Raw genomic sequence first — 13,844 nt, forward strand, 5'->3', positions numbered from 1 at the left:
TCTCCGGTTGCGCCAATTCCAGCCGGAGACTCGCCGATCAAGTCCCATTAGGATGGACACCCGAGATCGTTTCGTCCATCCCAGGGAGTTGCCTACAGTGCGCGTCGTCTTTGCCGGAACACCGGACCCCGCAGTCCCATCGCTGCGGAGGTTGCTGGAGTCCGAACGCCACGAGGTGATCGCTGTGGTGACCCGGCCCGACGCCGCATCGGGTAGGGGTCGAAAGACAGTTCGCTCCCCGGTCGGTCTGCTGGCCGACGAGCACGGCATTCCGGTGTTCACGCCCGCGAAGCCGTCGGACCCGGATTTCGTATCGCAGCTGATCGACCTCGCACCCGATGTCTGCCCGGTTGTGGCATACGGCGCACTGCTGCCTCAGCCGGTTCTCGACATTCCTCGTTTCGGCTGGATCAACCTGCACTTCTCGCTGCTGCCCGCATGGCGCGGTGCCGCGCCCGTACAGGCCGCCATCGCCGCAGGCGACGAAATCACCGGAGCTTCCACGTTCCTGCTCGACGCGGGGATGGATACCGGCCCGGTGCTCGGCGTCGTCACCGAGAGAATCCGCACAGCCGACACCACGGGTGACCTGCTCACCAGACTCGCCTCGAGTGGAGCCGAGCTGCTGACCGCAACCCTCGACGCAATAGAAGACGGAACCGCAGGCGCCCATCCGCAACCCGACGACGGTGTTTCGTACGCCGGCAAGGTCACCGTCGACGCGGCGCGCATCGACTGGAACCGATCAGCCGCTTACATCGATCGGCACATCAGGTCGGTCACCCCGGCACCGGGCGCGTGGACGACGATCGGTGACCTCCGCGTCAAGATCGCCCCGGTGCAGCTGGTGCCCGACTCGTTGCCTCCCGGCGCGATCGAGGTACGCAAATCCGGTGTGCACGTCGGAACGGGCACGACCGCACTCGTTCTCGGGGATATCCAACCCCAGGGCAAGAAGGTCATGAAAGCACTCGACTGGGCGCGCGGCGCTCGGCTGGACGATACGGCGGTAGCGCGATGACAGAACCCGACAGGCCCCGTAAGCGTGAGTCCGGTCAGCCACGAAAGGTCGTGAAGAAGTCGCCAGGAGCTCGCGGTCCCAAAGGAAACCGTCCTCCGCAGGGCGCGGGGCCCCGTGCAATCGATGCGATCGATCCAGCACGCCGCGCGGCCAGGGACGTGCTGAAGGCGGTCCGTGAGCGTGATGCCTACGCCAACCTGGTGCTGCCCGGCTTGTTGCGGGAACGGAAGCTGGACTCGCGCGATGCCGCGCTGGCCACCGAACTGGCCTACGGCGCGTCCCGCGCGCGTGGGGTGCTCGACGCGGTGATCGCCCATGCGGCCGGGCGGCCTGCGTCGGAAATAGACGGGCCTCTGCTCGACATTCTGCGGCTCGGCTCCTACCAGCTGCTTCGGACCCGGGTGGCACCGCACGCGGCCGTCGCCACGTCGGTGGATCTGGCCCGGTCCGAATTCGGCACCGGCAAGGCTGGTTTCGTCAATGCGGTGCTGCGGCGCGTGTCCGAACGCACTGCAGCGCAGTGGGTCGACGAACTGGCGCCGCCTGCAGCGACCGATCCGGTCGGCCACCTCGCGTTCGAGTACGCACATCCCAAGTGGATCGCGCAGGCCTTCGCCGACGCGCTCGGCGCCGATGCCGGTGAACTCGCTGCCGTGCTCGAAGCCGACGACGCACGGCCCTCGGTTCACCTGGTCGCTCGGCCCGGAGAGATCTCGGCCGAAGAACTGGCGTTGATCACCGGGGGAGAGGAGGGCCCATATTCCCCGTACGCCGTGCACCTCGACGGCGGCGATCCCGGCAAGCTCGACGCCGTACGTGACGGGCTGGCCGGGGTTCAGGACGAGGGCAGTCAACTCGTCGGACGGGCGCTCACCCTTGCGCCACTGGTCGGTGCGGACGGGGGTCGTTGGCTGGACCTGTGCGCCGGCCCGGGAGGTAAAGCTGCCCTGCTCGGTGCCATCGCCGAGATCGACGGTGCCACAGTCGATGCCGTCGAGCCGACGCCGCACCGCGCCGATCTGGTGTCCAAGACGACCAAGGACCTTCCGGTGACGGTGCACACCGTCGACGGCAGGCAGTCCGGACTCGACGGCGGCTACGACCGCGTGCTCGTGGACGCGCCGTGCACCGGGCTCGGTGCTCTACGTCGTCGGCCCGAGGCGCGCTGGCGACGACTGCCGTCCGACGTCGCAGCGCTGGTGACGCTGCAGAAAGAGTTGCTGGCAGCGGCGATCGATCTGGTTCGTCCCGGTGGAGTGGTGCTGTATTCGACGTGCTCGCCGCACCTGTCCGAAACCACGGCTGTCGTCGCCGACGCGGTCCGCCGATTCGGCGTCGAGCCGCTCGATACACGCGAACTCGTGCCGGGCGTACCGCAGCTGGGTGACGGTACGTCCGTGCAACTGTGGCCACACCGACACGGCACCGATGCGATGTTCATGGCGGCGCTGCGCAAACCGATGTGACTTCGAGGGCGGAAGGATCAGCCGCCCGCCAGGAACGTCTCGGCGACGTTCTTCGGGGCGTAGACGAGCCACCCGTCGGTCAGCAGTTCCCGTAGTTCGTCGTCGTCGGTGTTGTCGAGGTCGACCAGCACCGCGGCGAACCCGTCGAAGTGCGAGATGGTGAAGCACGCCCGCGGATGTGCGGCAAGGATGGCCTCTTTCTCGTGTAGGTCCGCGGTGCGAACGGCGAGGATAGGCCCGCGGGGCGGGGTCCGGTCGCCGAACCGTTTCAGGTCGGCCTTGCTGAACGGACGTATCCACGCGAACACGTTCTTGCCGACCGCCCATGCCGAATGCCCGTACCTGACGCCCACGGTGACCTCGGGCAGTTCGGCGATCATCGCCGTCGCGGAGTCGATGGTGGCCATGGGCGCACCATACCGCTCGGCTAGGCTCGTCAATCGTGGTTTCCCCGATGATTGCCCCCTCCATTCTGTCCGCCGATTTCGCACGGCTAGCCGCTGAAGCCGAGGCGGTGTCCGGAGCCGATTGGCTGCACGTCGACGTCATGGACGCGCACTTCGTTCCCAACCTCACCCTTGGGCTCCCGGTCGTGAAGAGTCTGCTGAAAGCGACGAACATCCCTCTCGACTGCCACCTGATGATCGAGGATCCGGCGCGCTGGGCCCCGCCCTACGCCGAGGCCGGGGCGTACAACGTGACCTTTCACGCCGAGGCGACCGATGACCCGTCCGCGGTGGCGCGCGACATCCGCGCAGCAGGCGCAAAAGCCGGCCTGTCCGTCAAGCCGGGCACGCCCATCGAGCCGTACCTCGAGATCCTGCGTGACTTCGACACCCTGCTGGTGATGAGCGTGGAGCCCGGCTTCGGCGGGCAGTCGTTCATGCCCGAGGTGCTCTCGAAAGCGAAAGCTGTTCGGGCGCTTGTCGATTCAGGCGATCTGCGACTGGTGGTCGAGATCGACGGCGGAATCAATTCCGACACGATCGAGCAAGCCGCCGAAGCCGGAATCGACTGCTTCGTCGCCGGATCGGCCGTCTACGACACCGCCGATCCCGCCGCAGCCGTGCGTGATCTTCGCGCCCGGGCCATCCACGCATCGCACCACCTGTCCTGATGGACGACCCGGGCACAGTCGTATGAGCGTCGAAGGCAGGTCCGCGTCGATCACCGATGCCATGGACCTCGCCATCGAGGCCTCCGAATCCGCCCGGGGTATCAGTGCGCCGAACCCTGCGGTCGGTGCCGTGATCCTCGATGCACGCGGAACCGTGGTGGGTGTCGGATCCACGCGTCCACCCGGCGGACCGCATGCCGAGATCGTCGCCCTGGCCGAGGCCGGGGATCGAGCTCGCGGCGGCACTGCGGTGGTGACCCTCGAGCCCTGTGACCACACCGGTCGCACCGGGCCCTGTTCGCAGGCACTGGTCGAGGCAGGCATCGCGACGGTCGTGTACGCCGTCGCCGATCCGAACCCGCTCGCATCCGGCGGAGCCGACACCCTGCGCGGTGCGGGTATTCGCGTCGAGCAGGGGATCAGGGAACTCGAGGTCCGGCAGGGTCCACTGCGGGCATGGCTGCACAAGCAACGCACCGGACGGCCGCACGTGACCTGGAAATATGCCGCGACTCTCGACGGACGCAGCGCCGCGGCGGACGGTACGAGTCAATGGATCACCGGACCCGAGGCGCGGGCGCACGTGCACGCCGAGCGGGCCAAGCTCGACGCCATCGTCGTGGGAACCGGAACCGTGCTGGCCGACGACCCGCGGCTGACCGCCCGTCGTCCCGACGGTTCCCTCGCGCTCCACCAGCCCGTGCGCGTCGTCGTCGGATCGCGGCAGATACCGGCGACCGCGGCGATTCGCGGGTCTGAGGCACCCACGGTGTTCCTCGACACACACGATCCGGCGGCGGTGATCGAAGCTCTCGGCGAACACACCGATGTCCAGATCGAAGGCGGTCCGACGCTGGCCGGAGCGTTCCTCGCTGCCGGGCTGATCGACCGTGTCGTGGCATACGTCGCCCCGGCCGTGTTGGGCAGTGGACCCGCGGCGGTGGAGAATGCGGGCATCGGAACAATTGCCGACGCAATTCGGTTCCGCACGGAGACAGTCACCATGATCGGCAACGACATACTGATCGGCGTCGTGCCCGAAGGAGCGAATTAGATGTTCACCGGAATCGTCGAAGAGCTGGGCGAGATCGTGGCCAAGGACGAACTGCCCGACGCTGCTCGCTTCACCGTCCGCGGCCCGGTGGTGACGTCCGATGCGGGCCACGGGGACTCCATCGCGGTCAACGGGGTGTGTCTGACCGTCGTGGAGGTACTGCCGGACGGCGGCTTCACCGCCGATGTGATGCAGGAGACGTTGAACAGGTCGAGCCTGGGTGCCCTCGACGTCGGCAGCCGCGTCAATCTCGAACGCGCCGCGGCACTCGGCAGCAGGCTCGGCGGGCACCTCGTCCAGGGCCACGTCGACGGAACCGGAACCGTGGCGGGCCGCTCGCCGTCCGAGAACTGGACCGTCGTACGCATCACCATGCCCACCTCGGTCGCGCGCTACGTCGTGGAAAAAGGCTCGATCACCGTCGACGGAGTATCGCTGACCGTGTCCGGATTGGGTGTGGACGACGGCTCGCACTGGTTCGAGATCTCGCTGATACCCACCACCCTCGATCTGACCACGCTCGGCACGGCCGAGGTCGGATCACCGGTCAACCTCGAAGTCGACGTCATCGCCAAGTACGTGGAGCGGCTGCAGTCGATCGACGCACAGTAAGTACTGTTGAAGTGCATGCAGTCAACGGTGCATCGGAGACATTCCAAGGGTGCTGAGCCAGGCCCGAGACCTATGGAGCGCACTTTCGTGACCAGGTTCGACAGTATCGAGCGCGCAGTTGCGGACATCGCTGCGGGCAAAGCCGTGGTGGTAGTCGACGACGAAGACCGCGAAAACGAGGGCGATCTGATCTTCGCCGCCGAGAAGGCCACCCCGGAGTTGGTTGCTTTCATGGTCCGCTACACCTCCGGCTATCTCTGTGTTCCGCTGTCCGGTGAGGATTGCGACCGACTCGGCCTGCCGCCGATGTTCGCCACCAACCAGGACAAGCACGGAACGGCGTACACAGTCACCGTCGACGCCCGCGAGGGGATCGGAACCGGAATCTCGGCCTCCGACCGCGCTGCCACGATGCGACTGCTGGCCGACCCCGACACCGGAGCCGGCGACTTCACCCGGCCCGGGCACGTCGTACCGCTGCGCGCAAAGGACGGCGGAGTGCTGCGTCGCCCCGGGCACACCGAGGCCGCGGTCGATCTGGCCCGCATGGCCGATCTGCGGCCCGCAGGCGTCATCTGCGAAATCGTCAGCCAGAAGGACGAGGGCGCGATGGCCCAGACCGACGAGCTGCGCGTGTTCGCCGACGAGCACGACCTCGCGCTCATCTCGATCGCAGACCTGATCGCATGGCGGCGCAAGCACGAGAAGCACGTCCTCCGCGTCGCCGACGCCCGAATCCCCACCAGCCACGGCACCTTCCGTGCCGTCGGTTACCAGAGCATCTACGACGAGGTCGAACACGTAGCGCTCGTGCGCGGCGACATCGCCGGTCCCGATGGTGACGGCAACGACGTCCTCGTTCGCGTGCACTCCGAATGCCTCACCGGCGACGTCTTCGGATCGCTGCGTTGCGACTGCGGACCGCAACTGGACGCCGCCCTCGAAATGGTCGCCGCCGAGGACCGTGGAATCGTCCTCTACATGCGCGGACACGAGGGCCGCGGAATCGGTCTGCTGCACAAACTACAGGCGTATCAGTTGCAGGACGCGGGCTCGGACACCGTCGACGCCAACCTGCAACTCGGCCTGCCCGCCGACTCCCGCGACTACGGAATCGGTGCCCAGATCCTCGTCGACCTGGGCGTGTCGTCGATGCGTCTGCTCACCAACAATCCGGCCAAGCGAGTCGGACTCGACGGATACGGTCTGCACGTCACCGAGCGGGTACCGATGCCGTTGCGCGCCAACGCCGAGAACCTCACGTACCTGCGCACCAAACGCGACCGCATGGGCCACGACCTCACCGGTCTGGACGACTTCGAAAACGGAGTGACCTCATGAGCGGCGACGGCGAACCCACCCTCCAGCTCGCCGGCGCGAGTGACCTGAAGCTGGCAATCGTGGCCGGCCAATGGCATCGAACGATTTCCGAGGCGCTGCTCGAGGGCGCGCTGCGCAAAGCCGAATCGGCGGGAGTGCGCGACGTCACGGTCATCCGCGTCGCCGGTGCTATCGAATTGCCCGTCGTCGCTCAAGCCCTCGCCCGCAACCACGACGCCGTCGTTGCGCTCGGCGTCGTCATCCGCGGCGGCACACCGCATTTCGAGTACGTGTGCGACGCGGTCACGGCCGGCTTGACGCGAGTATCGCTGGACGAGGGCACTCCGGTCACCAACGGGGTGCTCACCACCAACGACGAGCAGCAGGCGCTCGATCGCGCCGGCCTGCCCGGCTCGTTCGAGGACAAGGGCGCTCAGGCCACTGCAGCCGCAATCGACACGGCACTGACTCTCAAGCATCTGCGTCAACCTTGGACGAACCAGGAGTTCACGTGACCGGCGGCGAACCGACCCCGCAGTGGGACATGCAGGTGAAGTCGCGCAAGTCTGCGCGCTACGCCATCGCGGCGGCAGTGTTGCTCGTCGTGGCGCATTCGACCGTCGCCGTCCTGCTCCGGGTGTCTCCGACCGGGGTGTACTTCCGGACCGCCGACCAACTCGCGATGGCAGGAATCGGCGTATTGCTCGGCGGCTTGGCGCTGGTGCTGACTCGCCCGCGGATCCGCGTCGGGCCCGCAGGTGTCGCGGTACGTAATCTGCTCTCGGAGCGCCTGATCGAGTGGGATCTGGTGCGCGGACTGTCCTTTCCCGACGGGGCGATGTGGGCGCGCGTCGACATCCCCGACGACGAGTTCATCAACGTGATGGCCATCCAGTCGAACGATCGAGAGCACGCGGTCGCCGCAGTGCGGAAATTCCGGACACTCGAACGCAAATACGCACCCGCCGCATCCGTTCAGACCGACACGGTGGATCAGGACTGACGCAGCAGGGCATGCACCACACCTGAGCTGCGGATGCGGAGAACGTCGGACCCGACGGCTAACGTGGAAGCCGTGTCCGACCCCGCTACCTACCGCCCGGCCACCGGAACCATCCCGGTGGAGCCGGGGGTGTACAAGTTTCGAGATCCCCACGGTCGCGTCGTCTACGTGGGTAAGGCCAAAAGCCTCCGCAGTCGGCTCAATTCCTACTTCGCCGACGTCGCCTCGCTGCATCCTCGTACCCGGCAGATGGTCACTACCGCAGCGTCGGTCGAATGGACGGTCGTCACCACCGAGGTAGAGGCACTGCAGCTCGAGTACAACTGGATCAAGGAATTCGATCCTCGATTCAACGTCCGTTACCGCGACGACAAGAGCTATCCGATGCTCGCGGTGACGATGAACGAGGAATACCCACGTCTGTTCGTGTACCGCGGACCCCGCCGCAAGGGCGTGCGCTACTTCGGCCCGTACGCACATGCGTGGGCCATTCGCGAGACGCTGGATCTGTTGCTTCGGGTGTTTCCGGCGCGCACGTGCTCCACCGGAGTGTTCAAGCGGCACAATCAGATCGGCAGACCCTGCTTGCTGGGGTACATCGACAAGTGCTCGGCACCGTGCGTCGGCCGGGTCAGCGCCGACGAGCACCGACGCACGGTCGAGGACTTCTGCGACTTTCTCGCCGGCAAGACCGACAAGCTCGTTCGTCAGCTGGAGAAGAAGATGCAAGCGGCATCCGAGGACTTGGACTTCGAGACCGCAGCGCGCCTGCGCGACGACGTCGGCGCATTGCGTCGGGCATTGGAGAAGCAGGCGGTGGTGCTCGGCGACGGTACCGACGCCGACCTCGTCGCATTCGCCACCGATGCCCTCGAAGCTGCCGTGCAGGTGTTCCACGTTCGCGGCGGCCGGGTTCGCGGACAACGCGGCTGGGTGGTGGAGAAGGCAGGCGAAGTGATAGAGCGGCAGGACGAGGCCGATCTGCCCGCACTGGTCGAGCAGTTTCTCACTCAGTTCTACGGCGAGCAGGCCGCGCTGACTGCGCAGGCACCGGGCGGCGACGACGGTAACTCCAATGCAGTTCCGCGCGAAGTGCTGGTGCCGGTTCTGCCGGACAACGCCGACGAGGTCCAGACGTGGCTCAGCGAGCTTCGGGGGTCCAACGTGACTCTGCGCGTTCCTCAACGCGGCGACAAGAAGGCGCTGGCCGAGACCGTCGAGCGCAACGCCAAGGAGGCCCTGCAGCAACACAAGCTGAAGCGAGCGGGAGATTTCACATCCAGATCGGCTGCGCTGCAAGGGATTCAGGAAGCTCTCGATCTGGATTCGGCACCGTTACGCATCGAGTGCATCGACATCTCCCACGTACAGGGAACCGATGTGGTGGCATCTCTCGTCGTCTTCGAGGACGGGCTGCCTCGCAAGAGCGACTACCGCCACTACGCGATCAAGGAAGCGGCCGGTGACGGGCATTCCGATGACGTCGCCAGTATTGCCGAGGTGACTCGGCGTCGATTCCTTCGACACTCCGCCGACGGGTCGACCGAAGCGAGCGGAGGCGATCTGGCTCCGGAAGCTGCGCTCGATCCCCAGACGGGCAGGCCTCGAAAATTCGCCTACCCACCGAACCTGTTCGTCGTGGACGGCGGTGCGCCTCAGGTGGCCGCAGCCGCGGCTGTGCTGGACGAACTGGGCGTGACCGATGTGGCGGTGGTCGGTCTCGCCAAGCGACTCGAGGAAGTATGGGTGCCGGGCGAGGAGGATCCGGTGATCCTGCCGCGAACGAGCGAGTCCCTCTATCTGCTGCAGCGAGTTCGCGACGAGGCACACCGATTCGCGATCACGTTCCACCGCAGCAAGCGGTCTCGTCGGATGACGGCCTCGGCACTCGATTCGGTCCGTGGCCTCGGTGAATCGCGGCGAACGGCCCTGGTCGCACACTTCGGTTCGGTTGCCAACCTCAAGCGCGCGACGGTCGCGGAGATCGTCGAGGTGCCGGGAATCGGTGAGACCACCGCGAAGTCGGTGCTGGCGGCGCTCGGTTCGGACACGGACGGCGCCGATGTAGGCGATGATGACAACGCAACTGCAACGACATCGGGCGAGAACACGACGGAACATGCGATCGCGCCGCGCGTGGAATCGGCGGGACAGGCTTCGTAGTGAGCGAACACCAGACACAGAGACATCCGCCATCCGACGAGCATCTCGAACCGCCTTCCGAGGCGGAGTCGCGGCACGACGGGATAGAGGTGGCACTGGTCACCGGCGTCTCCGGCGCAGGGTTGCGTACCGCAGCCAAGATTCTGGAGGACCTCGGTTGGTACGTCGCGGACAACCTGCCCCCCGAGCTCATCTCCAAGATGGTCGACCTCGGACTGGAATCCAAGCCCCGCATCGAGCGACTCGCCCTGGTGATGGATGTCCGAAGCCGACTGTTCACAGGCGATCTGGGCTGGGTTGTCAAAGAGCTCGACTCCAAGGGTGTGCGCAACCGAGTACTGTTCCTGGACGCGTCCGACGCAGTGCTCATTCGCAGATTCGAGTCCAATCGGCGCAGCCATCCGTTGCAGAACGACGGTCAGGACGGAACGCTGACCGAGGGCATCGCGGCGGAACGTCTGCGGCTCGCCCAGGTCAAGGCGGCGGCAGACCTGACGGTCGACACCACGTCGCTGTCGGTGCACCAACTGCGGCGCAAGATCGAGACCGTCTTCGGTGATGCCGACACCAGCGGCGTCGGTGTCACCGTGCAGTCGTTCGGATTCAAGTACGGCCTGCCGATGGACGCCGATCTCGTCTGCGACGTCCGCTTTCTCCCCAATCCACATTGGGTGCCCGAACTCCGTGAGCACACGGGACAGGATGCTGAGGTACGCGATTACGTCCTGGGCCAGGACGGAGCCCACGACTATCTGCAGACGTACACACACCTGCTGAATTTGACGATCGAGGGATACGTGCGGGAAGGCAAGAGGTACATGACGGTAGCCGTGGGCTGCACCGGAGGGAAGCATCGAAGCGTCGCGATGACGGAGGCATTGGCTGCAATTCTCGCCGAGCAGGGTGATGTGTCCGTCCGGGTGCTGCATCGCGATCTGGGCCGCGAATGAGTGAGGTCGGCTCCGCAACTCCGGGACTGGGCCCCAAGATCGTCGCGCTCGGAGGCGGTCACGGTCTGTACGCCACCCTGTCGGCGGCCAGGCTGCTCGGTCACGATGTCACCGCCATCGTCACGGTCGCCGACGACGGCGGATCGTCGGGGCGTCTGCGGGCCGAGCTCGGCGTCATTCCGCCCGGAGATCTCCGTATGGCGCTCGCTGCGCTGGCACGCTCCGATGCGCGAACGCAGCTGTGGACCGACGTTCTGCAGCATCGGTTCGGGGGTACGGGGGCATTGGCCGGGCACTCTGTGGGCAACCTCATCCTCGCCGGACTCACCGAAGTGCTGGGCGATCCGATCGCCGCGCTCGACGAGATGGTGCGGATGCTCGGGATCGACGGTCGAGTGCTCCCGATGTCGCCCATCGCACTCGACATCGAAGCGGACGTCTCCGGACTCGAGGACGATCCTCGCGTCAGCCGCGTCATTCGTGGGCAGGTAGCAGTAGCGACGACTCCCGGCAAGGTTCGGCGGGTGCGGTTGCTGCCACCCGACCCGCCTGCCTCGGCAGATGCCCTCGCGGCGATCGACGCAGCCGACCTGGTGGTACTCGGTCCCGGATCCTGGTTCTCGAGTGTCATTCCGCACGTCCTCGTTCCGGATCAGCTTGCCGCCCTGGCACGTACTTCCGCGCCGAAAGTGCTCGTGCTGAACCTGGCACCGGAGCTGGGGGAGACCACCGGATTCTCCGCCGAGCGCCATGTCCACGTACTCTCCCAACACGCACCTGATTTGGGAATCGACTACGTGTTGGTCGATTCCGCCTCGGTCCCGGAGGGCAGCAACCGCGAACACGTAGCGCGGGCAGCGGCCCGGCTCGGTGCCGAGGTCGTTTACGTCGATGTTGCCGAAAACGGCACTCACGCACATCATTACGGAAAGCTTGCTGCAGCTCTCGGCTCCATCGTGACGCCCACCGGCGGCACAGCACCGACTGCTGCACGCAGAGAGGGGATCACTTCGTGGCCATGACAGCGGAGGTCAAGGACGAGCTGAGCAGGCTCACCGTCAGTCAGGTCAGTTGCCGCAAGGCCGAGGTGTCCGCACTCCTGCGATTCGCCGGTGGATTGCACATTGTGGCCGGCCGTGTGGTGGTCGAGGCAGAGGTGGACCTCGGGTCCATCGCGAGACGACTGCGCCGGGAGATCTTCGAGCTGTACGGCTACTCCTCCGACGTGCACATGCTCGGTGCCGGCGGGCTGCGCAAGACCTCGCGTTACGTGGTCCGGGTGGCCAAGGACGGGGAGGCCCTGGCTCGCCAGACCGGGCTGCTTGATCTGCGCGGGCGACCGGTTCGCGGACTGCCCGCGCAGGTGGTCGGCGGCACGGTGGGGGACTCCGAAGCAGCATGGCGCGGTGCGTTCCTCGCCCACGGCTCGCTCACCGAGCCGGGCCGATCCTCGGCGCTCGAGATCAGTTGCCCAGGACCGGAAGCAGCTCTGGCGCTCGTCGGTGCAGCCCGCCGACTCGGAGTCGCCGCGAAGGCCCGTGAGGTGCGCGGAACCGATCGAGTGGTCGTGCGCGACGGCGAGGCGATCGGAGCGCTTCTCACCCGCATGGGCGCACAGGACACCCGGCTCGTCTGGGAAGAACGTCGGATGCGGCGCGAGGTGAGAGCCACGGCCAACCGACTCGCCAACTTCGACGACGCCAACCTCCGTCGCTCGGCTCGGGCGGCCGTTGCCGCCGCAGCACGGGTCGAGCGAGCCCTCAACATCCTCGGTGAGGACGTGCCGGATCATCTCGCTGCTGCGGGTTCGCTCCGAGTGCAGCATCGCCAGGCTTCCCTGGAGGAGCTCGGCCAATTGGCCGACCCGCCGATGACCAAGGACGCGGTGGCGGGCCGAATCCGACGGCTGCTGTCCATGGCCGACCGCAAGGCGAAGGAAACCGGAATTCCAGACACCGAGTCCGCGGTCACCGCGGAGCTGCTCGACGAGGCGTAACCGCTCCGATCGAGTGATGCGCGCGCTCTGCCTGCGCGCACACTAGGGTAGGAACCGCGTGTGGCACCCCGCATGCAGGCACAATCAGACATCTGTTTTCACAACTTTTAGGAGCGAACAGTGACGATCCGGGTAGGCGTCAACGGCTTCGGCCGCATCGGGCGTAACTTCTTCAGGGCAGTCGACGCGCAGAAGGCGCTCGGAACCACCGATATCGAAATCGTTGCTGTCAACGACCTGACCGACAACGCATCGCTCGCACACCTGCTCAAGTACGACTCGATCCTGGGCCGCTTGCCGCACGATGTCTCGCTCGAGGGCGAGGACACCATCGTCGTCGGCGGCCAGAAGATCAAGGCGCTGTCGCTGCGCGAAGGCCCGTCCGCACTTCCGTGGGGTGACCTGGGCGTCGACGTCGTCGTCGAGTCCACCGGCATCTTCACCGACGCTGCCAAGGCCCAGGGTCACATCGACGCCGGTGCCAAGAAGGTCATCATCTCCGCGCCCGCCAAGGGTGAGGACATCACCATCGTGATGGGCGTCAACGACGACAAGTACGACGGTAGCCAGAACATCATCTCCAACGCGTCGTGCACCACCAACTGCCTCGGCCCCATCGCCAAGGTTCTCGACGACGAGTTCGGCATCGTCTCGGGTCTGATGACCACGATTCACGCGTACACGCAGGATCAGAACCTGCAGGACGGCCCGCACAGCGATCTGCGTCGCGCCCGCGCTGCAGCGCTCAACGTCGTCCCCACCGGTACCGGTGCAGCCAAGGCCATCGGCCTGGTTCTCCCGCAGCTGCTCGGCAAGCTCGACGGCTATGCACTCCGGGTTCCGATCCCCACCGGCTCGGTCACCGACCTGACCGCGCTGCTGAAGAAGAAGGCCAGCGCGGACGACATCAACGCCGCGATGAAGGCCGCTGCCGAAGGCCCGCTGAAGGGCATTCTGAAGTACAACACCGATCCGATCGTCTCCTCCGACATCGTCACCGACCCGCACTCGTCGATCTTCGACGCGCCGCTGACGAAGGTCATCGACGACCAGGTCAAGATCGTCTCCTGGTACGACAACGAGTGGGGCTACTCCAACCGCCTCGCCGACCTCATCGGTCTCGTCGGCAAGTCCCTCTGACA

Annotated in this window: 14 protein-coding genes; 13 read left to right on the top strand and 1 reads right to left on the bottom strand. The window is 66.2% G+C overall.

Going from position 1 to position 13,844, the window contains the following annotated elements; genetic code table 11:
• Nucleotides 1-97 precede the first annotated feature (97 nt).
• Together fmt and O4220_RS17080 are read left to right on the top strand one after the other, a co-directional pair.
• Nucleotides 98-1,021, top strand: a complete 924-nt coding sequence (gene fmt / locus O4220_RS17075; RefSeq protein WP_269606373.1) for a methionyl-tRNA formyltransferase — start codon at nucleotides 98-100, stop codon at nucleotides 1,019-1,021.
• Entirely contained in the window at nucleotides 1,018-2,487 is a 1,470-nt protein-coding gene (locus O4220_RS17080; RefSeq protein WP_269606375.1) for an RsmB/NOP family class I SAM-dependent RNA methyltransferase, read from the top strand. Before fmt ends, O4220_RS17080 begins: the two co-directional genes overlap by 4 nt.
• A 17-nt stretch (nucleotides 2,488-2,504) precedes the next feature.
• Here O4220_RS17080 and O4220_RS17085 read toward each other — a convergent pair whose 3' ends face one another.
• Nucleotides 2,505-2,894 carry an MmcQ/YjbR family DNA-binding protein gene (locus O4220_RS17085; RefSeq protein ID WP_269606376.1) on the bottom strand — a complete coding sequence of 130 codons (390 nt, stop codon included), beginning with the start codon at nucleotides 2,892-2,894 and terminating at the stop codon, nucleotides 2,505-2,507.
• 35 nt (nucleotides 2,895-2,929) lie between these two features.
• On the opposite strand from O4220_RS17085, the gene rpe reads away from it, so the two are divergent.
• The 11 genes from rpe to gap all read left to right on the top strand — a co-directional run bounded on the left by rpe (nucleotide 2,930) and on the right by gap (nucleotide 13,842).
• On the top strand, nucleotides 2,930-3,604 hold the full coding sequence (rpe, locus tag O4220_RS17090; RefSeq protein WP_269606377.1) for a ribulose-phosphate 3-epimerase: 675 nt from the start codon (nucleotides 2,930-2,932) through the stop codon (nucleotides 3,602-3,604).
• Nucleotides 3,605-3,626: 22 nt separating this feature from the next.
• The gene (gene ribD / locus O4220_RS17095) at nucleotides 3,627-4,658 is read left to right on the top strand and encodes a bifunctional diaminohydroxyphosphoribosylaminopyrimidine deaminase/5-amino-6-(5-phosphoribosylamino)uracil reductase RibD (RefSeq protein ID WP_269606379.1); all 1,032 of its coding nucleotides are present in this window, start codon (nucleotides 3,627-3,629) and stop codon (nucleotides 4,656-4,658) included.
• Nucleotides 4,659-5,270 (top strand): riboflavin synthase, encoded by a 612-nt coding sequence (locus tag O4220_RS17100; RefSeq protein WP_032377818.1) that lies wholly within the window; start codon nucleotides 4,659-4,661, stop codon nucleotides 5,268-5,270.
• An 87-nt stretch (nucleotides 5,271-5,357) separates the two neighbouring features.
• Nucleotides 5,358-6,611 carry a bifunctional 3,4-dihydroxy-2-butanone-4-phosphate synthase/GTP cyclohydrolase II gene (locus O4220_RS17105; RefSeq protein WP_094618512.1) on the top strand — a complete coding sequence of 418 codons (1,254 nt, stop codon included), beginning with the start codon at nucleotides 5,358-5,360 and terminating at the stop codon, nucleotides 6,609-6,611.
• Nucleotides 6,608-7,105, top strand: a complete 498-nt coding sequence (ribH, locus tag O4220_RS17110) for a 6,7-dimethyl-8-ribityllumazine synthase (RefSeq protein ID WP_269606386.1) — start codon at nucleotides 6,608-6,610, stop codon at nucleotides 7,103-7,105. Before O4220_RS17105 ends, ribH begins: the two co-directional genes overlap by 4 nt.
• A 29-nt stretch (nucleotides 7,106-7,134) precedes the next feature.
• The gene (locus O4220_RS17115) at nucleotides 7,135-7,593 is read left to right on the top strand and encodes a PH domain-containing protein (protein ID WP_269606933.1); all 459 of its coding nucleotides are present in this window, start codon (nucleotides 7,135-7,137) and stop codon (nucleotides 7,591-7,593) included.
• Between the two features lie 72 nt (nucleotides 7,594-7,665).
• On the top strand, nucleotides 7,666-9,756 hold the full coding sequence (uvrC, locus tag O4220_RS17120; RefSeq protein WP_269606388.1) for an excinuclease ABC subunit UvrC: 2,091 nt from the start codon (nucleotides 7,666-7,668) through the stop codon (nucleotides 9,754-9,756).
• A gap of 83 nt (nucleotides 9,757-9,839) precedes the next feature.
• Nucleotides 9,840-10,706 (top strand): RNase adapter RapZ, encoded by an 867-nt coding sequence (rapZ, locus tag O4220_RS17125; RefSeq protein WP_269606935.1) that lies wholly within the window; start codon nucleotides 9,840-9,842, stop codon nucleotides 10,704-10,706.
• Nucleotides 10,703-11,728, top strand: a complete 1,026-nt coding sequence (locus O4220_RS17130) for a gluconeogenesis factor YvcK family protein (RefSeq protein WP_269606390.1) — start codon at nucleotides 10,703-10,705, stop codon at nucleotides 11,726-11,728. Before rapZ ends, O4220_RS17130 begins: the two co-directional genes overlap by 4 nt.
• A complete protein-coding gene (gene whiA / locus O4220_RS17135) occupies nucleotides 11,719-12,702 on the top strand; it encodes a DNA-binding protein WhiA (protein ID WP_032377822.1) in 984 nt (327 codons plus the stop codon). Before O4220_RS17130 ends, whiA begins: the two co-directional genes overlap by 10 nt.
• A 120-nt stretch (nucleotides 12,703-12,822) precedes the next feature.
• Nucleotides 12,823-13,842, top strand: coding sequence for a type I glyceraldehyde-3-phosphate dehydrogenase (gap, locus tag O4220_RS17140; RefSeq protein WP_032365753.1), 1,020 nt, complete (start codon nucleotides 12,823-12,825; stop codon nucleotides 13,840-13,842).
• Nucleotides 13,843-13,844: the final 2 nt, after the last annotated feature.

The sequence above is a fragment of the Rhodococcus ruber genome, from assembly GCF_027270735.1.
GTDB lineage: Bacteria > Actinomycetota > Actinomycetes > Mycobacteriales > Mycobacteriaceae > Rhodococcoides > Rhodococcoides rubrum_A.